The sequence below is a fragment of the Rahnella sp. RcJ3 genome (genome assembly GCF_009498575.1).
GTDB lineage: Bacteria > Pseudomonadota > Gammaproteobacteria > Enterobacterales > Enterobacteriaceae > Rahnella > Rahnella aceris.
The window spans coordinates 298,533-317,620 of sequence record NZ_QSNX01000002.1 but is presented as its reverse complement, the minus strand read 5'-3'; the positions used below and the strand labels follow the sequence as shown (position 1 = coordinate 317,620).

Here is a 19,088-nt window from a genome sequence, read left to right as displayed (position 1 = left end):
GTTTTTGATCGTCGGTTCCTGATTAAGGAACCTGCTGATTAATCTCAATGCTGACCTGACCGTTGCCGGAAAAATCAGTCAGCGGACTGTCGCCGTACCAGTCACCTGAGGCTGGCGTTGCCAGACCATTTTGTGAAATACGAACGCGTACTTTTAATTGATGCAGCGAAGAAAGCAAGCGTTCCGGCATCATTGCGTTGCTGTCATCGACGGTGATCGCCAGCGGGAAGCGGCTCAGCGGCAGCTTTTTCACCGCAACCGGCACCGGACTGCTGCCATCAGTCACCGAAATAAAGACCGTGCCATTCTGCGGAAGTTTCACCTGAGCCTCAGCAGAAAGCGTGACATTGACCGACAGTTTAACCTGATCCAGCCCCGCTTTTTGTTTTGCCTGCGCAATGCTGGCGTTGACCATTTCCAGGCGTTTGTCACCGGCTGGCAGGATTTTCTGCATAACTTCCCACGCGCCAATGGCTTGCGGGTAGTGTCCCTGTTCATATTCATTATAGGCCAGCAGACTTAATACACGCAGATCACCCTGAGATTTTTCCAGCATACTGCGCAAAAGGTTGCCGCCGGTAAGGTTATCCTGCGGATCGGACGAACGGGTTAACACTTCGGCATAACCGAGTTTGACTGACATATCATCCGGCGCGAGCTGATAAGCGTGGGCATAAGCCTGCGTGGCGGTGGCGGCATTATTGAGCGCCATCCCTACACGGCCAAGCATCACCCAGTCCTGGATATTATGCGGATTTGCCTGCAAATCGGTACGCAATCCGAGCCCTAAATCCTGCACGTCGGTGGCGGTCAGCGGCGCGCCGTGGTCATCGGCAATGCGATGGCGTAAATCGGGCATACGCTGCATGACCTGATTCCACGCACTCACCTGCCCCAGACCACCGGCGTAGAGATACAAACCGAGCGTGATCATCACCAGCAAAATAGCACCGGGCACCAGCGTCCAGCGACCAATCGGCTGAATGGCGGCGGACACCTGACCCGCCGGAATATCAGTCAGTAAGTTTTCCTGCAATTCCTGAATATGCGCCGGACGTTCGTCCACCACGCCCTGCGCTTCGTCTTCTTCCAGCTCAGTCAAACGGTGATGATAAAACGCTTTATTCAGCGCATCGCGGGAAGTGTGTTCCGCGCGGTCGCCACGGATAACCGGCACGATAAACAGCGCCAGTGCAATAACCAGCATCACTACAATGCACAGCCAAAAAATGCTCATGATCCTTTCCTGTCGCTGTCTTTAAGTAACTGCGCCAGGCGCTGTCTCTCTTGTTCTGACATTGATGTGGCCGTGTTTTCAGTGCGCGCAGCACCCCGGCGGGAACGCATAAAAATCATGCCTGCGCCGATAACAATGACCAGCACCGGCCCGAGCCACAAAATAAAGGTAGAGGGCGTGACCGGCGGTTCGTAAGTCACGAAATTGCCATAACGCGCCACCATATACGCGACGATTTGCTGTCTGTCCTGCCCTTCATTAAGCAACTGAAACACCTTGGTACGCATATCGGCGGCGATGATCGAATCCGACGCGGCAATATTGGTGTTCTGACATTTCGGGCAACGCAACTGCGCCGTGATGTCCCGGTAAGCCTGTTCCTGTTCCGGCGATTTGAACTGATACGTGTCGATGGAGGCGAACGCGCTGACACTCAGCAACATGCCCAGCAACAACGCAGGCAGCGATGAAATCAGTCTCATACATTGCCTCCGTATTTTTTGTACAGCGGCAGAACTTCGGTCTGCCAGACTTTTTCATTTAAGTCACCGGCATGGCGATAGCGGATAATGCCCTGCCCGTCGATCAGGAAGGTTTCCGGCGCGCCATAAACACCCAGATCTAACCCCAGCATGCCGTCGCCGTCGTAAAGACTCAGCATGTAAGGATTGCCCAGTGTGTTCAGCCAGTTGACCGCTTTCTGCCGGTCGTCTTTGTAGTTCAGGCCGACCACACGGACACCTTTTGCCGCCAGCGTATTGAGATAATCATGTTCGGCGCGGCAGGTCGGACACCACGTCGCCCAGACGTTGAGCAGCATCGGTTTGCCATCGCGCAGCACCGACTGATCGTAGGTTTTGCCCGCCTGCGCCAGCGATTCCAGTTTGAACACCGGCACCGGTTTGCCAATCAGGGCTGATTCCAGCAGCGTCGGATCATCGCCGTTGGCATTGCGGGTCAGTTGCACCAGAAAAGCCGCGGCCAGCGCCAGGAACAAAATCAGCGGAATAAAGAGAAGTTTACGGTTCATGCTTCTTCAGCCTCCGTCAGACCTTGCTTCTTAAGCTTTTTACTCATGCGATAACGCGGGTCGAGAATACACAGCACGCCACCGGCCGCCATAAACAGGCCACCGAGCCAGATCCAGCGGACAAAAGGTTTGTAGTAAAAACGCACCGCCCACGAGCCATCGTCCATCTCTTCGCCGAGCGCCGCATACAGGTCACGCGCCAGATTGCCGTCGATAGCCGCTTCGGTCATCATGCTGCGCGCCACGCTGTAGAAGCGTTTTTCGGCGTGCAGCGTGGTGACTTGCTTGCCGTTCTGCGTCACATCAATATTCGCCTCACCGCCGGTATAGTTCGGGCCGGTGATGTCGCGAACGTCGCGGAAGATAAAGTGATAATCATGAATATCCACGGTATCGCCGGACTTCATGCGCACATCACGTTCAACGCTATAATTCTGGCTAAACGCGATGCCGATCACCGTCACCGCAACACCCAGATGGCCGAGCACCATGCCCCAGTGACTGCGGGAAAGTTTGGTCAGACCGCGCCAGAATGAGTGACGGTGCGTGGCGCGTTCGTGCAGTTCCATCAGCGTCAGCACAATCACCCACACCGACATCAGCATTCCCACCACGGTCATACCGACGATTTTATCCTGCAACCACCACGGCAGAAGAATCGACAGTACCAGCGTGACGACCAGCGCCACGCCCAGACGACGCCACAGTTTGCTGGGCTCATCACGACGCCAGCGCACCAGTGGTCCGATGCCTAACAACAGCGCCAGCGGCGCCATCAGCCAGGTAAACATCGTATTAAAGAAAGGTTCACCGATAGAAATACTGCCCAGCCCGAGCTGTTTGTGGATAAGCGGCAGCAGCGTACCAAGCAGCACCACCAGCATCGCCGCTACCAGCAATACGTTATTGCCCAGCAAATAACTTTCGCGGGAATGCAGTTCGTGACGGCTCGGAGCACGCACCGAGTTACCTTTAAAGGCGTACAGCAGCAGCGAACCGCCGATCACAATGACCAGATACGCGAGAATAAACATGCCGCGTGCCGGATCAGAGGCAAACGAGTGAACCGAGACCAGCACGCCGGAGCGCACCAGGAAAGTCCCGAGCAGACACAGCGAGAACGCAGTGATGGCCAGCAGCACCGTCCAGGCTTTGAACGTCCCGCGTTTTTCGGTGACGGCGAGCGAGTGGATCAGCGCCGTACCCGCCAGCCACGGCATAAAGGAAGCATTTTCAACCGGATCCCAGAACCACCAGCCGCCCCAGCCTAATTCGTAATACGCCCACGCCGATCCAAGCACGATACCGATGGTCAGGAACACCCAGGCGGCTTGTGTCCACGGACGCGACCAGCGCGCCCACGCGGTATCCAGACGCCCTGCCATCAGCGAAGCAATCGCGAAAGCAAAGGCCACAGAGAAACCGACATACCCCATGTACAGCAATGGCGGATGGAATATCAGGCCGATGTCCTGTAACACCGGATTCAGGTCGCTGCCGTCCACCGGGAAATTCGGCAACGAGCGGATGAACGGGTTGGATGTCAGCAGAATAAACAGCAGGAAACCGCCGGTGATCATGCCCATCACCGCCAGCACGCGCGACACCGCATCCTGCGGCATACGGCGGCTAAACAGCGCCACGGCAAGCGTCCAGCAACTGAGTAATAACACCCACAGCAGCAGCGAACCTTCGTGCGCTCCCCACGTCGCCGCCACGCGGTAATACACCGGCAGGTGGGTGTTGGAATTATTAGCAACATAGGCGACGGTGAAATCATTCACCACAAACGCATGCACCAGAATAATGAACGCCAGCGCGATGCAGGCAAACATGCCGTAAGACAACGGGCGCGCCATCGCCATCATCCGGCCATCCTGACGTGCGGCGCCCCACTGCGGATAAATACTCAGCAATACCGCCAGCCCTAATGCCAGACAGAGTGCAAATGTTCCCAGTTCCGGCATCATGAGCGGTCGTTTCCTTTATCGTTACCCACGTAGGCCGAAGCCGGTCCTTTGTGGTTTTCTTTCATGGCGTCGGCAACTTCCGGCGGCACATATTTTTCGTCGTGTTTTGCCAGAACCTGAATGGCATTCACCACATTCCCCGGTTCCATCACACCCTGCGCCACCACGCCCTGCCCTTCACGGAACAGGTCGGGAAGGATGCCGTTGTAGGTCACGGCAATCGCGCCACGCGCATCATAAATTTTAAAGCTCACCTGCAAACTTTTCGGGTCACGTTTCACGGAGCCGGGCATCACCATGCCGCCGATACGCAGGCGCTGGCCCACCGTCGGCATTTCGTGGTTTTCGCCTTTACCTTGCAGGATTTCACCGGGTGTATAAAACAAATCAATGTTGGAGCGCAGCGCGTACATCACCAGTGAAATGCTCAGACCAAGACCGATCAGCACCACCAGCGCCAGCGACAGCCGCTTTTTACGACGTGGATTCACAATAACTTCTCCGGGGAAGTGTCCGGTTCCAGCGGTGACGTCTGTGCGCCTGGCTGTTTTTTAGACTGAGACTGACTGATGCGTTTTTCGCGTGCCTGACGACGACGGACGTCGCCGAGGATTTGCCGGTGCTGAATCAGGGTATGCGCCACCAGCACAACCAGCGAGAGCAGCGTGGCAGCGACCGACAGCCAGACATAAAAGGCGTAGCCGCCCATCGCAAAGAAATCATGCCAGCTTGAGAATGCAGGACTCATCCGCGACGCTCCTTATTCACAAGACCGGCCACCCACGGACGCAGACGTTCCTGCACCAAAATCAGGTTTCGTAACCGCATCAGCGTCAGGGTAATAAAGAAGAACAGGTAACCGAAAATCGCCCAGCGCAGCGGATAACGCATGCTCGGGTCGATGGTCTGCTGCATATTGGTGGAACCCTGATGCAGCGTATTCCACCACTGCACGGAGTAATGGATGATAGGAATATTCACCACGCCGACCAGCACCAGAATACCGGCGGCACGCCCGGCCAGACGCCGGTCATCAAAGGCGTTATACAGCGCTATCACACCGAGATACAGAAACAGTAACACCAGTTCGGAGGTCAGACGCGCATCCCACACCCACCAGGTGCCCCACATCGGTTTGCCCCATGCCGAGCCGGTGACCAGCGCGATAAAGGTGAAAACAGCGCCAACCGGTGCCATTGCCGCTACCGCCAGATCGGACATTTTCATCTGCCACACCAGGCCGATAAATGCCGCAATCGCCATCCCGCTGTAAATCCCCATCGACCAGATAGCCGCCGGGACATGAATATACATAATCCGGTAACTGTTACCTTGCTGGTAATCCGGCGGCGCATAGCCAAAACCCCATACCCAGCCAATCAGCAGGCAGGCAAGCCCCACAATCCCGAGCCAGGGAATGAACCGGCCACAGACGTGGTAAAGCCGTTCAGGCCTGGCGAGTTGATGTAACCATTTCCACATTGTTATCGTTGCTCACTCTAAAATGTCACTGTGTGATATGCCGTGAAACCTCGGTGGGTTCTTGCGCGGTCAGTGTTAAATCACCCGCACTTATTATTGGCAGCTCTATTGTTCACTATAGAGAAGTGTGATGTTAGTCAAAGGTTGCGTTTTTTCTTCTCTATTGTAACGACACGTAAAATAATTCTGTGCTATCGCCTTTTACCGGCAAAAAGTGTCAGTGGATACTCACTCTCAAAGCGGCGGCGGTGGCAAAAGGCGCTAACGTTGCACTGCCTGCCAGCATCGCGCCAAGAATGGCGAGATAACCGCCGATCGGCATCGACATCGAGGCGGCATCAATCGCGCCGGTGGCAAAAATCAGCACCGGAATATACAGCGGCAATACCAGCAGACTGAGCAGAACGCCACCTTTGCGCAGCCCGACGGTCAGCGCCACACCAATCGCACCGATAAAACTCAGCGTCGGCGTGCCCAGTAAAATCGTCAGTGCGACGGCTTTCCAGGTCTCAAAATCCAGCGAAAGCAGCAGCGCAATCAGCGGTGAAAGGATCAGTAACGGCAACCCCGTCACCACCCAGTGAGCACATACTTTCCCCAGAACCGTGAGTGCCAGCGGCGAAGGCAATAACAGAAGCTGCTCGAGCGTGCCATCGAGATAGTCATCACGGAACAATCTTTCCAGCGCCAGCAGGGAAGATAACAGCGCGGCGACCCAGACAATGCCGGGCGCAATGCGCGCCAGCAGTTCAGGCTCAGGGCCGATCCCTAACGGGAACAGCGTAATCACAATCAGGAAAAACCACAGCGGATTGATAATTTCAGCGCTTTTGCGAAAGGCAATTTTCAGTTCGCGGCGCAGGACTTTCGTAAACATTCCTTTTATATCCCCTTCGCGTCACACCGGCTCTGCGCTGGTCAGACGAAGTTTTCGCACGTCGCGGTTAACACCCTGCAAATCCTGATGCGTTGTCAGCAACACCATTCCACCCCGCTGCGCATGCTGTTCGAACAGCGCAATCAGTGTGGCAACGCCTTGTTTATCAATGGCGGTCAGCGGTTCATCGAGGATCCATAGCGGCGCATCGCTCAGCCACAGACGCGCCAGTGCGACGCGGCGTTGCTGCCCGGCGGACATCTGCCCCACCGTCACATCTTCATAACCCAGCAATCCGACGTTTTCCAGCGCCTGATAAATCGCTTCCGCGCTGGCATTACCTCTGACCATCGGGCCATTCACAGACAGATAAAAGGCAAGGTTTTCAAACGCAGTAAGCACTGACTTTACGCCGGGCTGATGGCCGAGGTACAGAAGCTGCTGATGGAAAATATCGCGCTGACGGCGGGTACTCACACCCTGCCAGCGGACTTCACCGGCGTCCGGAGAGGACAGCCCGGCAAGAATACGCAGTAAACTGGTTTTACCGGCACCGTTACGGCCTTCGATCTGCACCATTTCGCCCGGTTCGATAGTGAAACTTAAGCCGCTAAACAGGGTTCGTTCATCACGAACACAGCTCAGATCAAGGGCTTCAAACATGGTGATGTCTCTTATTTTTCACAAGTGTGCATCATATCACAGGCGTCAGGCGCGACGCAGCTCAGGGAGGCACAGTTTACCCGGCTGAAAAGCCTGAAATCCGGCAAACATCTTCTGAAATGTTCCATCAGGTTCATGGGTTAACGGTTTGTAACTTTTTTGTATACCTGCTCATAATTCACCTGCCTCGCCTATGCTTACTCATGAACATATCTGCAATCACTTTGCTTTACTTTTGGGGAACAACGATGGCCGGAGAAAAACAGCATCACAATGACAAGGATGTTGACAGTGACGAACATACACAGGGAAAGGAAATCGAGACCGGTGAAGAGAACTTGCCGTCGAAAGCGGCCGCCGTTCACGAAGTTATCCGCATGGAAGGTGAAAAAGAGCTTGAGCGCGACGGACAGGCGTTGCTGTGGTCGGCAATTGCCGCCGGATTGTCGATCAGCGCCTCGCTGATGGCGAAAGGCATTCTTCACGCCCGCCTGCCCGATACACCGGAACGTTTCTTCATTGAAAATATCGGTTATACCGTCGGGTTCATTATTGTGATCATGGCGCGCCAGCAGTTATTTACCGAAAACACCGTTACTGCCGTGTTACCCATCATGCAAAAACCGACCGGCAGAAACATTCTGTTGTTGCTGCGTTTATGGGGCATCGTGCTGGCGGGTAACGTCATCGGCGGCGGCCTGGCGGCGCTGGTGTTTCATCTGGTGCCCTTTTTCGATACCGCAACCGACGAGGCGTTTCGCACCATCAGCATGGATATCATGAAAAAAGACCCCGAAGGTATGTTTGTCGGCGGTATGGTTTCCGGCTGGCTGATTGCCACCATGGTCTGGATGATCCCTTCTGCCGGGACCGCCAAACTGTGGGTGATCATGCTGATGACGTATATGGTGGCGATTGGCGACCTGACGCACATCGTGGTCGGATCGGTAGAAGTGCTGTATCTGGTGTTCTCGGGCGCCATTCCCTGGTACGAATTTATCTGGCCGTTCGCCCTGCCGACACTGGCCGGCAACATCTTCGGCGGCACCTTTATCTTCGCGCTGATAAGCCACGCGCAGATCCGCAACGATATGAGTAATCAGAAGAAAGCGAAGGCGAAAAAAGAGGAGCAGGAAGCAGCGAAAAAAGAGGCCGCGAAGCCCTGAGTGGCGAGGAAACGACCAAACGGCAGCCTGATGCCTTATTATTACGAGAAAAATGGGTATACTACGCGGGCGCTTTCCACAGGCGCCCGTGTCTCCTTAGTTAAACGGATATAACAAGCCCCTCCTAAGGGCTAGTTACAGGTTCGATTCCTGTAGGGGACACCATTTTCACTTCTCACTACATCTCTTAAAGCCTAAAAACACATATATTTCAAACAAATAATCTTAAACCACGTCTCAGCACATCTAATAAAATGCAGTAAAAGCTCGCACAATTGTGTATATAATTGCGTATAACTCAGGTTCGATGTAGAGAGCTATACACATGCCACTCAGTGATATCCAAATAAAACGCGCCAAACCAGCCGAAAAACCCTTCACCCTCAATGATGGGAATGGGCTTTCTTTGCTCGTCGAAACCTCAGGCGCGAAGGGTTGGCGGTTCAGATATCGCTTTGCAGGTAAGCCAAAAATGATTTCTTTTGGTGTGTATCCCGCAGTTTCTTTAGCAGATGCGCGTACCAAACGTGAAGAAGCCAAATCCCAACTGGCCAAAGGTATTAATCCTAGTGAAGCCCGCAAAACCGGTAAACTTGCTCAGATGTCCGCTGCTGGCAATACCTTCAAAGCTATTGCTCTGGAATGGCATGCCGCTAAGAAAGCATCTTGGACAGAGAATTACGCTCAGTCAGTGATTCGCCTTCTTGAGTTGAATGTGTTTCCTTTCCTGGGTGAAAGGGCTATTGGTGGGATCCAGCCTTTAGAGTTACTGCTTGTACTTCAGAAAATTGAAGGCCGGGGAGCGGTCGAATTAGCCAGTAAAGTACGCCAGCGCTGTGGAGAGGTATTCCGCTACGCGGTTATTACTGGCCGCGCCGCATATAACCCAGCTCCAGATCTGGCCAGCGCCTTACAGACACCAAAAAGAAACCACTACCCCTTCCTGATGGCGGATGAACTCCCTGGTTTTATAAAAGCTCTGGATTCCTACTCAGGCAGCATCATCACTAAATTGGCCACGCAGCTGCTGATGCTAACCGGCACCCGAACAATCGAGTTAAGGGCAGCAAGATGGGAGGAATTTGATTTAGAAAATGCTATGTGGGAGATCCCTGCGGAACGTATGAAAATGAAACGCCCTCACCTGGTACCATTATCCACTCACGCAGTGGATATCCTACGGCAATTAGAGACGCTTACAGGGCGTTATCAGCTCGTGTTCCCTGGGCGCAATGATGCCAGCAAGCCGATGAGTGAAGGAAGCATTAATAAGGTGCTCAAACTGATCGGATATCATGGCAAAGCCACAGGGCATGGATTCAGGCACACCATGAGCACTGTCTTGCATGAGGAAGGTTTTGATAGTGCCTGGATTGAGATGCAGCTTGCGCATGTTGATAAGAACTCAATTCGAGGGACTTATAATCATGCGCAGTACTTGGATGGTCGTAGAGAAATGCTTGAATGGTACTCAAATAAAATATTGTGGTGAATGGTATCACCACAATATATAATTAGTTAACCACAGCATCTTCTTCGGCGGCTAAAGTGTCTTTAGCAATACTATCATAATAAAACTTAGTTAACTGAGATGTTAAAAAGTCGTCCATTAAAACTTTTATGAATAAATCTTTAGACACCTTTGTATCTAAAGAAATCATTGTTTCATCTTCATTAAAACGGATGCGATCTTTGAGAGTTGGATAGGTTTTACAGAACTGAATGATACTCAAATTATCAATTCCGGCTTTAATTACAGGTGAAGCCTTGGCTACTCTTGTCAGCTTCCTAGCATATTTAACATCAGCAATTAACTCCTCTATAACATTCATATTAGCTACAATATTCATATCACTGATAGCCTGCATCCCCTGAGTCGCTTCCTTTTTTATTACTTCATGAAAACCGAACATCTTCTCAACTAATCTCAGATCAACGACAAAGAGGTTTTCATTGACTTTTATTATTTGAAAATTACCACTAACTCTGAAGAAATCCTCTTTTATTTCCTTAAGCCTTGTATCTGACTTCACAAGAAAGAAGCTATCCTGTGAGAAAATATTTACAGGAGCCATTGTTTTATATAAAATTATCTGCCTCCCAACATTACCTATGCATATAAGTAAAACTCTTATATCTTCTAATTTATGAACATTGAAATCAAATTCCTGTTCATCTGGTTGGCCTAAACTTCGATTCAAACAGTTTAATTCTTCAGGTATTTCGATATCATAGTGATAAAGCACTTTACCTCTTTCATCAGCGGATGAAAGAGGCAACAGTGTTAATTCTTCGTTATCGATAACATCTTTCTGTATTACATCTAAAAAAAGAGATTTAAGTCCAGATTGAGCTGGAGCCTCGATGTCCATCCTTAGGGGAGTAGGATCTCCTTTAGTTATTGCATAAACAATTACAGCAATTAAATCCTTATTTTCTACGTAATACCGGAGATCCACATCCAGCTGTTCTTTAGTTAAAACCTGTGCAGTCATAAAAATCCCTTAATTACCAGAATAATAAACCCTATCATCAAGCTTGATATAACTCACCATCTGTTTTTCCTGTAATTTCCGCCTTGTTATAATTACCACCCCCTCTTTTACTTTATCTTCGGATAATTTAACGTCAACCTTATAAATATTGAAGCCTAATAATGCCAGTGAAGGATTAGCATAGAAAAGATCAGTTTTTATATATATTATACCCATGATAATCAATAATGCTCCCAACACAAAAACATACCTTTCCTTTTCAAAGTCAAATGTAATTAAAGGTATTATGTAGGTTGCCAAAAATGTTAAATGCTCGTAATTTATTTTTTCTATCTTAATGATTTCAAAAGGTAATTCAACTGACCTCCTTGTGTCTTTTTTGAATCTTGAATAAGCGAAGCGGCAATACAACAATAATAATATGCATACAGCAGGAACGATATTTGTTTTTAATAGCTCCCACGAGCCAATATATTCACAAGTTGATGAAAAACACATCGGGACTTTACATGTAATAAATATAAAAAAACCAAATAGAATAGCAAGAGATAATATATATAAATCTATTTTTCTTCTTGTTTGCTCTCTCTGTTTTTTATTATCAGCGTCCAATTAAGCCTCCTTTACTAGATTCGATATCACAATCCCTTTTCTTACAATACATCCAGCATAGTAAAATACAAGTTTTCTAGAAACAATCTAAGTGTATGAGCACGATCACTTTACACATCATTTTGTTCATAAAAATAAAGGTTCAAATAACAAAAATTGCACTACACCGCACCCGCCTGCGGTTTTTGCAATGCATAATTTTTTCAGTTTTCATTTTCTACAAACCGATACGCCAGACCGCGCCGCGTCTGGGGTTCTCTAGCAAATCTCAAACTGAAAAGATTGAAATGAATTTCAGTATTTTTCAGTTTTAGTGTTTTGGCTATCTTGTTGAATGCTGGTTAACCTTATGTTTGCAAAGAATTTTTCTATTTTACGCGAAAATGAGGAGAGAAAAAGACAAGGAGTTTTAGGTGGGGTAAGTCGTGAGAACCCTTGCGCCACGCGCCTTGGCAGCACAAGGGATGAAAATCAAAACTGAAAAAAATGTAAGGCTAAAAACCTGTGAGTCCGCGTTTCAGTATTTCGCTCACCGGATTAACTTCGGCGAACTACCGTACTTTTTGTCTCACTGTTTCGTCGTTCGTCTTCCCACGCTTCTTTTGCCGAGTTCGTCAGAAAAGCCGCTATTTCTTCGCGCTGCGCGGGCGCAATGTTGTCCGCAATATCCTTTACTATGCGGCTGTACGTCCTGCCGCTTGGGCTTAGGGTATGCGAGAAGGTCATATTCATCACAAAGGTGTGACCACATTCCGGATCCGAACAGGAACAGTAGAGGTCTGCAAAATGCTTATGTTTGCGGTGCGTCTTTTTGATTACGGCCGCAGCATCACACTCCGGGCATATCACTTTGAATACTCGCATCCTGTTTTATCCTTCTTAAACCCAGCCCGCCAGAAAGAAGCCTCAAGCCAGGGTTTCATGTTTGCTTTATCGTTTTTGACTGGTAACAGAGGTAACACTGGTTACTCCCTTGTTTTGTTTGAAAATATTCTGTTACCTCGTCCTGTTTATGACTGGTAACCACTGGTAACGCTCTGCACTTTGTTACCAGTGTTACCAGTGACCCTTTTTTACTGGTAACAGGCCGAGGCCTTGCTATTAGGGGTTGTAACCAGTGTTACCTCTGTTACCAGTTATAAATAAGACTCGTACGAGAGTATTACCCTAAGACGGTGCTGTTTAGCTGATAGACCCGTTTAACCCCCATCTCTGGCAGGCGGAGGCTTTTCTGGGTTCTGGCTTCCTCTTCCGGCACGTCGAGATAGCCCGCCGTCGCGCACAGCCTGGCCACCTTTTTGGCGTCAAAGCCTTTGGTGACCTCCTTCCAGCCAGTAGGCAGCACGTAGAAGGTGGTTACCGTTTCATCCTGACCGCTGCCCTTCTCTACGCGGCGAAAGCCCACCATGTTGGCCGGGCGGCTGTGTGAGTCGTGCCAGTCGGCAAAGCGGCTGTACTGGTTGCGCGTCATGAAGTCCCTGACCTGCTCCAGCGCGGCGGCGTCCTCCTGGTTCGCCGTGTGGCCACGGTCATACATCCACGCATCCAGACAGCTTTTGGCCGCGTTGTAGGCCTCTCCGGGTTGCCAGCCGGTGATCCCCGCCTCGGTGGCCAACTCGCCCGCCATCGCCACCAGCGCAAAGCGCGTCACCGCGCGTCCGACCTGGTTCCCGGCGTTGTCCGGCGTCAGCCTGCGGGTAAACTCTTTCAGCATGGCCTTGGCCTTGCTGGTCATACCCGGAAGATCGGCCGTTAAGCAGCGCAGCCACTCCCTGAACGGCGCACCGTGACTCAGCATCACGGACTGCTCAAGGTGTTCAGCCAACGCTTTACCGCCTGCAAAACCGTGCAACTCTTCAAACACGCCGTGCTTGCCGGTGTCGCTGGGGATTTGGATCATCCGCACCTCAACCCCGGCGTAGGTCTTTTCCCCCACGTTGGCGGCGTGTTCCACCAGGGAAAGCTCGCCGGTGGACAGGAACAGCAGGCACCAGCGGTTAGTTTCCCGCACGCTGCCGTCCGTTCTCGCCCGCGCTTTCCCCTGGCCGTTCGCCAGCATGTAGGCAATGTTCCCCGCCTCTCTGCCGTCTACTTCGCGAATTTCATCGAGCATCAGCGTGGCGTCATTACGGCGGCTGGCGGTGCCTTCCAGCGCATTGCCGGTGGCACGCCAGGTATGCCAGAAGTCAGCCCCGCCGCACACCGACGCGGCCACCTTCATGGTGGTGGTTTTGCCGTCGGTAGATTCACCCTTGAGGTGATATCCGCCCCCGCCAACGCCTACCAGTTTCAGCAGTGGCGCGGCAAACGCCAGGCTCACGGCAAAAGCCACCCGCCCGTTGCCGACGCAGTAGCGTGAAACCTGCTCCCGCCAGTCTTCCAGCGTGCCCGCCGTTCTGAAATCCCGCCCCTGAACGCTTGAGGTCTGCAAAATAACGGACTCCGAACCGACGCCGATCACTTCATCCTGGAGAACGTACACCGAACCGTGCCACCCGGTTTTGGTCACGCAGGTGACTTTTCGCTCTGGCTTGCACAGAGAGATGTATTCCATCAGGTGCGCACGCGCCTGGCCATTAATATTGATGTACGACAGCCCGTTAACCAGCAGCGTGCGACGCAGCTCTTCCCCGGCGCTGGCCAGCATTTCCATCGGCATTGCCCATTTTCGGCTGATCCCGTTGGTATCCTCCCACTCCAGCAGGCGGCCATAGTTGCTGCCGTCTTCGTCGCAGGTAATGGCCGTGACGCGCACCGGGCTGCACAGCTTGATGTTGCGTATCTCCGTGTCACCGTCTGACTTCTGCACCTGTTTGTCGTACCACAGGTATTCCTGCGTCAGGCGGAACCCCTGGGGGAGTTTGGTTTTCCCTTTGCCAAACAACACGAGTTCTTCTTTGAACGCCTCTTTAGCGCGATCCATGCCGTGCTCCTGGCGGAAATCGTCCCAGTCGGCCTTATGCCGGGTAGGTGGCACCGTCACCCACCCGTTTACCGCCTTAGCCGCCTTCTGCGCGTATAGCTTGCCGGTGTTTTCCTTGCCGTCGTCAAAGTCGTTATCCCCGGCAATGATGATCCGCGCCTCCGGCCACTTTTCACGCACTGCCTGCGCCACGTTAAGCAGGTTGTTTGCGGAGACGGCCGCCACGCAAACTCCGTCCGTCAGCCTGGACACGGTGAGCGCCGTCGCAAACCCTTCGGTGATCGTCACCTGCTCCGGAGCGATATCGCCCGGTTCAACCACGCTAATGAATGAGCCTGCCAGTACGGAATGGGGTAAGAGACGTTTATCCCCGTTGGGGTGAATAAGCTGCGCACCGGTTTGCTGACCCTGCGCATCAGTTAAGGGCAGCAAAAGAGAGCCGGGAATAAACTCCACGCCCCCGAACGGCTTCATGACCTGCGTAAGCATTCCCTCGCTATTGTCTAACCCCTTCTCTTTCAGGTATTCACTTTCGCCCTGAATACACTGACCCAGCAGCGCACGATACGCTTTCAGGCACGTCGCCCGCTTTTGCTCCGGGGAGGCTTCTTTCCTGGCGGGCGTGTTTGTCGATAATGACGCTGAGGCCATCGCCAACGCCGCCGCCACTTCTTTGGCGGCTTCCGCCGCAGTCGTCCCGCTGACCAGGCGCACTAAGTCCAGCCCGTCGCCGTGTTCACACTGCGAACAAATCCAGGTGCCGCGCCCGCCCTTATCATCAAAGCGAAAGCGATCCTTCCCGCCGCATTTTGGACAGGCTCCGTGCTGGCCGTTGGCCGGAACGGTGATACCCAGCGCGGGAAGTATATGTGACCAGCGGCCTTTCGCGGCGCTGATCGCCTCTGATACCGGCTTGTGACTCATAGCGTTGCCTCCCCGTCCTGTTCATCCTTGATGCAACTGCCTGCGGGAAATTCACCATCAGGCGCACCGTAAATAATGTCCTGATAAACCCGGCTTAGGCGCATCGTGCCGTAATAAGAAAGCTGCATGGCTTCGCTCATAAATCCCGGCTTGAGCATCTTATTCAATTCCTGCGCGGCTAAACGTCCGCCCTCAGTTGCGCCCAGCTTTTGAATAAAGGGATGCTCAATGTGATAAATAATATTGGCCGCGACCTTATCCAGGCTGAGAGGGATGCTTTCACCATCAGCAATAAATACCGGGTTGCCATGTTTCGAGACCATCAGGGAAATAAACGCCTGAGAAATATAATGGCGTAATAAGGCCGCACGAAATTCAGCCGAGGTTAACCGCGTTTTATTCAGCATCATTTTTCCCCACGTTGTCTTCACCCTGAAACATTTCACTGCATCCGATCGCCCCGTCCAACTGATCCGCCAGGCTCTCAAAAAGGGCGGCCATGCCTTGCAAAGAAATGCTCGACTGCGTGTTACTGGCGGCAAGTGCCAACAGCTCGGCCAGACAGGCGGATGCCTGATGTGCTCTAAGAATTTTGTCATGACCTTCATTTGAGAAGGCATAGGGAAAAACGTTTTGGGCTTTATTGGTCATGACGCGCCTCCTGTGTTGTGTAAGGCAGGCGGCCAGCAAAGGCCAGCACAAAGTCTTTGGCCAGAACACGCCGGGCATACCGTTCAGAAGATGCTGTGATTTTGAGGCGGCAAGGTACGGCGCAAAGATCTGCGCGGCGAACGGCCAGGAATAGGTAAGTGAATTGCGGGCAAACAAACTGAGGGGCATAAGCCATACGGCAACCTCCTGTAACTGAGATGAAATCTCACCACGGGAGTTCCTACACTCTTTGGTGGTGAGCTGGACGGGGGTAGGAATACCGGCGTTACAGGATACCGGCCTGACCGAAGTCAGCCCCGCCCAGCCCACCATAGATTCTACGCGGATCAAGCCCGCAAAAAACAGGTGCACTGAGGCTACGACACAAAAAAAGACGCTTGGCGCGTCGTATGTCGCCTGTAACTTATTCGGGTTCCTACGCCCGGCTGTCGATTTTGCGACAGCAGGAAAACTATAACTTGAGATGTTATCTGTGGGCAATCTATTTTTTTTGAAAATAGGCCTATCGCAAATACAGTAGGTATTATTAATAAACAAATTATTACGCATAAATATATCCATTTGCCACCTCCGGGAAATAGTTATCCAACCCGGTTTTATTCAACCGGGTGACAGGATATTTAAAAATGAATTAATTGCCTGAGATGGCGGAAACCCAGCCTTTACCGGCCATAGAAAGGCTATCTGCCAAAGAAAAAGCGATAGGGTTACTAATGCGCGTCTTTGAACCTTTTCGGGCGAAATAACGTTTGTTCACGCTAAACTTAAGGCGGTCTGTCCCAATACTTGCAGGGCTGTCAGTGACGGCAAGCCCACCAAGATAAAAGCGCCCGCTGTCTCGAAAATCATCTTCCACTTCGATAGAGCAAAATAGCTTTTGCCCGCGCTCGTTGTAGCTCATAAGCTTAGACGTAGGACGAAGGCGAACATAAAGCTTCATCAACCCCTCGGAGTTTTCACAACGCGCTTCAAGAACTTCGCCCAGGTTATCTAAATCACGATTGTGCTCTTCCCAAATAAGCGCGGTATACAATTTAGGATTATAGGTTTCGGCTAAATCGACGATCCAACAGCGCTCAATTTGACGCCCATCAATGGTAGTTCCCTCTGTTGCTACACATACCCAGCCCGTCGCGATTGGCGAATATTCCATGCTTGGCTCCTACAGAAGCGTGATGGCGTTTTCATCCGCCGCCGCATACAAAAATCCATTACCCAGCGCATAGCCTTCATTGCGCAGATAGGCGTGCTGATACTCAGTTGAATCGTCCACAAACTCAGCGCGGAAACGGCGTGATCCTTTCTGCGTGTAGATATGAAAATTTTCAAGCGTTGTAATAGCTAGACGTTTACCCGGCATGAATGGTGGAACAAAAGCAAAGCGCCCCGCAATAGAGCTGGTCAGCAGCTGCGCCGCAGCAGTATCGGAAAGTGAGCGATCTGCGGCGTTGAATAAGCGCAGACGTTCTTTAGCTGCCAGTTCGGCACCGACCAAAACAACCAGGCGCGGATCTTCCCGGAAGGCTTCAGGGATTTTATCTTTGATAAGCTGATTAGCCAGAGCATCCAGATGCGGATAATCCCCCCCTTCGCCCAGGCTAAATTTTTCAGTGATGACCTGGGAACCGTTATTAAACTCTCGTGCGATAGCATGCCAGCCGATGTTAATATCCTCCCCTTTAGGGTTCTCAATGGGATTCGTAGGCAGCCCGGCATATTCACCGTTAAACCCAATCCGCAGCATATCTAAAGAAACAGCACGACCAAAAAAATCAGAGAGAAGGCTTACAAATTTATCAAAGCTATTGATGTTAGCGAGCTGCCCCAATTGTTCGTAAGATAATGAAACACAGGAATCTGTTTCAACTAATTCAAAAGGCGTGCCATTAACAGTTAGTTTCTTTTTAAAACGCCCTGATAACGCACGCCCTGAATGCAACGAGTTATCACCAATCTCAATAGCTTGCCCGGTAGAACTATCAATATCACGCAGAGTAATACTTCCCATCATCCAACCTGATTCTAACATCGCTATATGCAAAGAATTTTCGGAAGGAGTCGATATGGTAAATTCCCCTTCTTTATTATTACTGAAATATTCTGCACCTCGAGTGAAAATTTGATGAAACTTCTTCGCCATATCAGGAATTAAATGTACTGCCATGTCTTATACCTTCTTATTTCAAATTGATGAATTCATCATGTGTGTTTTTCTATGCATGCGCTGATCATGCAGACATTTACTATTTACATAATCAATGGCCGTCATTCTTTGACGTAGCTCGGCATTTAGATTGCTGAAGTATTCACGATAATATCGAGCCTTACTTTCTCCACCATTAGCTATTTCATATTTGTCTGTAGATACAGTGCATAATGAAATAATTTTTCGCAATGCTGTTTCCAGCATATCCAGCTCTTTCCAAGCATATAAAATTGGACTATCTGACTTATTAAAGTAAGATTCTTTGATCGGACATCCTTTAAGATATTCCATAGGTATTCGCGTAAGAATTACCGGCATCAAACCAGGCGCATTGTTCGCAGATAGTATCTCAGCCTGCTTGCGTAACATGCCTAAAAGCTCTCGACGCTCATTTAATAGCTTGTCGGCAGATGCAATGTACCCATCGATACGGTCTTTTCTGTATTCGAGATCCTGCAAATAAGCTCGTAAGCTTTCATAGCCACCCAATCCGCTGCGTTTACCTTTATGGGCTTGGGCAATATCGTCATCGACACTTTTTGCATCAGCCAAAGCATTTTTATAAGCTTTATTAGCTGCATTAATGACACTTAACCCGCGCTCTACTAATAGATTCATTTCTGAAGCATTACACTCAGTATAAGGAACCTCATACCCTGTCAATTTTTTAAATTCCTCACGCAGTGATTTTATTTCATTAAAGCGCTTAATCTCTATAGCTCGAATAGCATAACCACCATCAGAGTGCCCTTCACTGAAAGTGACAGATTTATAGTTAAGCACTTGATCAATATTGCTATCTTTACAAAAATTTAAATCTTCACTACCCAT

20 protein-coding genes, 1 tRNA gene and 1 pseudogene are annotated in these 19,088 nt (G+C 50.8%); 3 read left to right on the top strand and 19 right to left on the bottom strand.

Going from position 1 to position 19,088, the window contains the following annotated elements; all coding sequences use genetic code 11:
• Positions 1-22 precede the first annotated feature (22 nt).
• From ccmI to ccmA, 9 genes are all read right to left on the bottom strand, one after another.
• Positions 23-1,237 carry a c-type cytochrome biogenesis protein CcmI gene (gene ccmI / locus DXU84_RS04155; RefSeq protein ID WP_131638723.1) on the bottom strand — a complete coding sequence of 405 codons (1,215 nt, stop codon included), beginning with the start codon at positions 1,235-1,237 and terminating at the stop codon, positions 23-25.
• Positions 1,234-1,719 carry a cytochrome c-type biogenesis protein gene (locus DXU84_RS04150; RefSeq protein ID WP_013574529.1) on the bottom strand — a complete coding sequence of 162 codons (486 nt, stop codon included), beginning with the start codon at positions 1,717-1,719 and terminating at the stop codon, positions 1,234-1,236. The genes ccmI and DXU84_RS04150 overlap by 4 nt, the downstream gene beginning before the upstream one ends.
• Positions 1,716-2,267 (bottom strand): DsbE family thiol:disulfide interchange protein, encoded by a 552-nt coding sequence (locus DXU84_RS04145; RefSeq protein WP_013574528.1) that lies wholly within the window; start codon positions 2,265-2,267, stop codon positions 1,716-1,718. The genes DXU84_RS04150 and DXU84_RS04145 overlap by 4 nt, the downstream gene beginning before the upstream one ends.
• On the bottom strand, positions 2,264-4,237 hold the full coding sequence (locus tag DXU84_RS04140) for a heme lyase CcmF/NrfE family subunit (RefSeq protein WP_153374913.1): 1,974 nt from the start codon (positions 4,235-4,237) through the stop codon (positions 2,264-2,266). Before DXU84_RS04140 ends, DXU84_RS04145 begins: the two co-directional genes overlap by 4 nt.
• Positions 4,234-4,728 carry a cytochrome c maturation protein CcmE gene (ccmE, locus tag DXU84_RS04135; RefSeq protein ID WP_121019555.1) on the bottom strand — a complete coding sequence of 165 codons (495 nt, stop codon included), beginning with the start codon at positions 4,726-4,728 and terminating at the stop codon, positions 4,234-4,236. Before ccmE ends, DXU84_RS04140 begins: the two co-directional genes overlap by 4 nt.
• Entirely contained in the window at positions 4,725-4,985 is a 261-nt protein-coding gene (gene ccmD, locus DXU84_RS04130; protein ID WP_013574525.1) for a heme exporter protein CcmD, read from the bottom strand. The genes ccmE and ccmD overlap by 4 nt, the downstream gene beginning before the upstream one ends.
• Positions 4,982-5,719, bottom strand: a complete 738-nt coding sequence (locus DXU84_RS04125; RefSeq protein ID WP_013574524.1) for a heme ABC transporter permease — start codon at positions 5,717-5,719, stop codon at positions 4,982-4,984. The genes ccmD and DXU84_RS04125 overlap by 4 nt, the downstream gene beginning before the upstream one ends.
• A 217-nt stretch (positions 5,720-5,936) precedes the next feature.
• A complete protein-coding gene (gene ccmB, locus DXU84_RS04120) occupies positions 5,937-6,596 on the bottom strand; it encodes a heme exporter protein CcmB (protein ID WP_013574523.1) in 660 nt (219 codons plus the stop codon).
• A 21-nt stretch (positions 6,597-6,617) separates the two neighbouring features.
• The gene (ccmA, locus tag DXU84_RS04115) at positions 6,618-7,259 is read right to left on the bottom strand and encodes a cytochrome c biogenesis heme-transporting ATPase CcmA (RefSeq protein ID WP_112151228.1); all 642 of its coding nucleotides are present in this window, start codon (positions 7,257-7,259) and stop codon (positions 6,618-6,620) included.
• Positions 7,260-7,507: 248 nt separating this feature from the next.
• Between ccmA and DXU84_RS04110 the strand changes: the two genes are divergently transcribed.
• The 3 genes from DXU84_RS04110 to DXU84_RS04100 all read left to right on the top strand — a co-directional run bounded on the left by DXU84_RS04110 (position 7,508) and on the right by DXU84_RS04100 (position 9,917).
• The gene (locus tag DXU84_RS04110; protein ID WP_013574521.1) at positions 7,508-8,425 is read left to right on the top strand and encodes a formate/nitrite transporter family protein; all 918 of its coding nucleotides are present in this window, start codon (positions 7,508-7,510) and stop codon (positions 8,423-8,425) included.
• 90 nt (positions 8,426-8,515) lie between these two features.
• A tRNA-Arg gene (locus tag DXU84_RS04105) sits at positions 8,516-8,590 on the top strand.
• Between the two features lie 160 nt (positions 8,591-8,750).
• A complete protein-coding gene (locus tag DXU84_RS04100; RefSeq protein ID WP_153374911.1) occupies positions 8,751-9,917 on the top strand; it encodes a tyrosine-type recombinase/integrase in 1,167 nt (388 codons plus the stop codon).
• A 22-nt stretch (positions 9,918-9,939) separates the two neighbouring features.
• On the opposite strand, the gene kwaB is transcribed toward DXU84_RS04100, so the two are convergent.
• The 10 genes and pseudogenes from kwaB to DXU84_RS04055 all read right to left on the bottom strand — a co-directional run bounded on the left by kwaB (position 9,940) and on the right by DXU84_RS04055 (position 19,088).
• Positions 9,940-10,920, bottom strand: a complete 981-nt coding sequence (gene kwaB / locus DXU84_RS04095; protein WP_153374909.1) for an anti-phage protein KwaB — start codon at positions 10,918-10,920, stop codon at positions 9,940-9,942.
• A 9-nt stretch (positions 10,921-10,929) separates the two neighbouring features.
• On the bottom strand, positions 10,930-11,532 hold the full coding sequence (kwaA, locus tag DXU84_RS04090; protein WP_153374906.1) for an anti-phage protein KwaA: 603 nt from the start codon (positions 11,530-11,532) through the stop codon (positions 10,930-10,932).
• A 537-nt stretch (positions 11,533-12,069) separates the two neighbouring features.
• Positions 12,070-12,396 carry an ogr/Delta-like zinc finger family protein gene (locus DXU84_RS04085; protein ID WP_153374904.1) on the bottom strand — a complete coding sequence of 109 codons (327 nt, stop codon included), beginning with the start codon at positions 12,394-12,396 and terminating at the stop codon, positions 12,070-12,072.
• A 298-nt stretch (positions 12,397-12,694) separates the two neighbouring features.
• Entirely contained in the window at positions 12,695-15,379 is a 2,685-nt protein-coding gene (locus tag DXU84_RS04080; RefSeq protein ID WP_153374902.1) for a DUF927 domain-containing protein, read from the bottom strand.
• Positions 15,376-15,702, bottom strand: coding sequence for a hypothetical protein (locus tag DXU84_RS04075; RefSeq protein ID WP_228388938.1), 327 nt, complete (start codon positions 15,700-15,702; stop codon positions 15,376-15,378). The genes DXU84_RS04080 and DXU84_RS04075 overlap by 4 nt, the downstream gene beginning before the upstream one ends.
• A 317-nt stretch (positions 15,703-16,019) precedes the next feature.
• A complete protein-coding gene (locus DXU84_RS25375) occupies positions 16,020-16,226 on the bottom strand; it encodes a host cell division inhibitor Icd-like protein (protein WP_370461725.1) in 207 nt (68 codons plus the stop codon).
• A 53-nt stretch (positions 16,227-16,279) separates the two neighbouring features.
• Positions 16,280-16,600, bottom strand: a pseudogene (locus DXU84_RS25370) (ash family protein); the annotation flags it as partial.
• 82 nt (positions 16,601-16,682) lie between these two features.
• Positions 16,683-17,204 (bottom strand): GPO family capsid scaffolding protein, encoded by a 522-nt coding sequence (locus tag DXU84_RS04065; protein WP_153374898.1) that lies wholly within the window; start codon positions 17,202-17,204, stop codon positions 16,683-16,685.
• 9 nt (positions 17,205-17,213) lie between these two features.
• Complete coding sequence (locus DXU84_RS04060) at positions 17,214-18,215, bottom strand: P2 family phage major capsid protein (RefSeq protein ID WP_153374896.1); 1,002 nt, start codon at positions 18,213-18,215, stop codon at positions 17,214-17,216.
• 18 nt (positions 18,216-18,233) lie between these two features.
• A complete protein-coding gene (locus tag DXU84_RS04055; protein ID WP_153374894.1) occupies positions 18,234-19,088 on the bottom strand; it encodes a hypothetical protein in 855 nt (284 codons plus the stop codon).

Coding starts and splice junctions, on each gene's coding strand:
- kwaB (WP_153374909.1), bottom strand. CDS start 10,920: ATGACTGCACAGGTTTTAACTAAAGAACAGCTGGATGTGGATCTCCGG.
- ccmI (WP_131638723.1), bottom strand. CDS start 1,237: ATGAGCATTTTTTGGCTGTGCATTGTAGTGATGCTGGTTATTGCACTG.
- DXU84_RS04125 (WP_013574524.1), bottom strand. CDS start 5,719: ATGTGGAAATGGTTACATCAACTCGCCAGGCCTGAACGGCTTTACCAC.
- ccmD (WP_013574525.1), bottom strand. CDS start 4,985: ATGAGTCCTGCATTCTCAAGCTGGCATGATTTCTTTGCGATGGGCGGC.
- ccmA (WP_112151228.1), bottom strand. CDS start 7,259: ATGTTTGAAGCCCTTGATCTGAGCTGTGTTCGTGATGAACGAACCCTG.
- DXU84_RS04150 (WP_013574529.1), bottom strand. CDS start 1,719: ATGAGACTGATTTCATCGCTGCCTGCGTTGTTGCTGGGCATGTTGCTG.
- DXU84_RS04100 (WP_153374911.1), top strand. CDS start 8,751: ATGCCACTCAGTGATATCCAAATAAAACGCGCCAAACCAGCCGAAAAA.
- DXU84_RS04145 (WP_013574528.1), bottom strand. CDS start 2,267: ATGAACCGTAAACTTCTCTTTATTCCGCTGATTTTGTTCCTGGCGCTG.
- DXU84_RS04075 (WP_228388938.1), bottom strand. CDS start 15,702: ATGGTCTCGAAACATGGCAACCCGGTATTTATTGCTGATGGTGAAAGC.
- DXU84_RS04065 (WP_153374898.1), bottom strand. CDS start 17,204: ATGGAATATTCGCCAATCGCGACGGGCTGGGTATGTGTAGCAACAGAG.
- DXU84_RS04080 (WP_153374902.1), bottom strand. CDS start 15,379: ATGAGTCACAAGCCGGTATCAGAGGCGATCAGCGCCGCGAAAGGCCGC.
- DXU84_RS04055 (WP_153374894.1), bottom strand. CDS start 19,088: ATGGGTAGTGAAGATTTAAATTTTTGTAAAGATAGCAATATTGATCAA.
- ccmB (WP_013574523.1), bottom strand. CDS start 6,596: ATGTTTACGAAAGTCCTGCGCCGCGAACTGAAAATTGCCTTTCGCAAA.
- DXU84_RS04140 (WP_153374913.1), bottom strand. CDS start 4,237: ATGATGCCGGAACTGGGAACATTTGCACTCTGTCTGGCATTAGGGCTG.
- DXU84_RS04085 (WP_153374904.1), bottom strand. CDS start 12,396: ATGCGAGTATTCAAAGTGATATGCCCGGAGTGTGATGCTGCGGCCGTA.
- DXU84_RS25375 (WP_370461725.1), bottom strand. CDS start 16,226: ATGGCTTATGCCCCTCAGTTTGTTTGCCCGCAATTCACTTACCTATTC.
- DXU84_RS04110 (WP_013574521.1), top strand. CDS start 7,508: ATGGCCGGAGAAAAACAGCATCACAATGACAAGGATGTTGACAGTGAC.
- DXU84_RS04060 (WP_153374896.1), bottom strand. CDS start 18,215: ATGGCAGTACATTTAATTCCTGATATGGCGAAGAAGTTTCATCAAATT.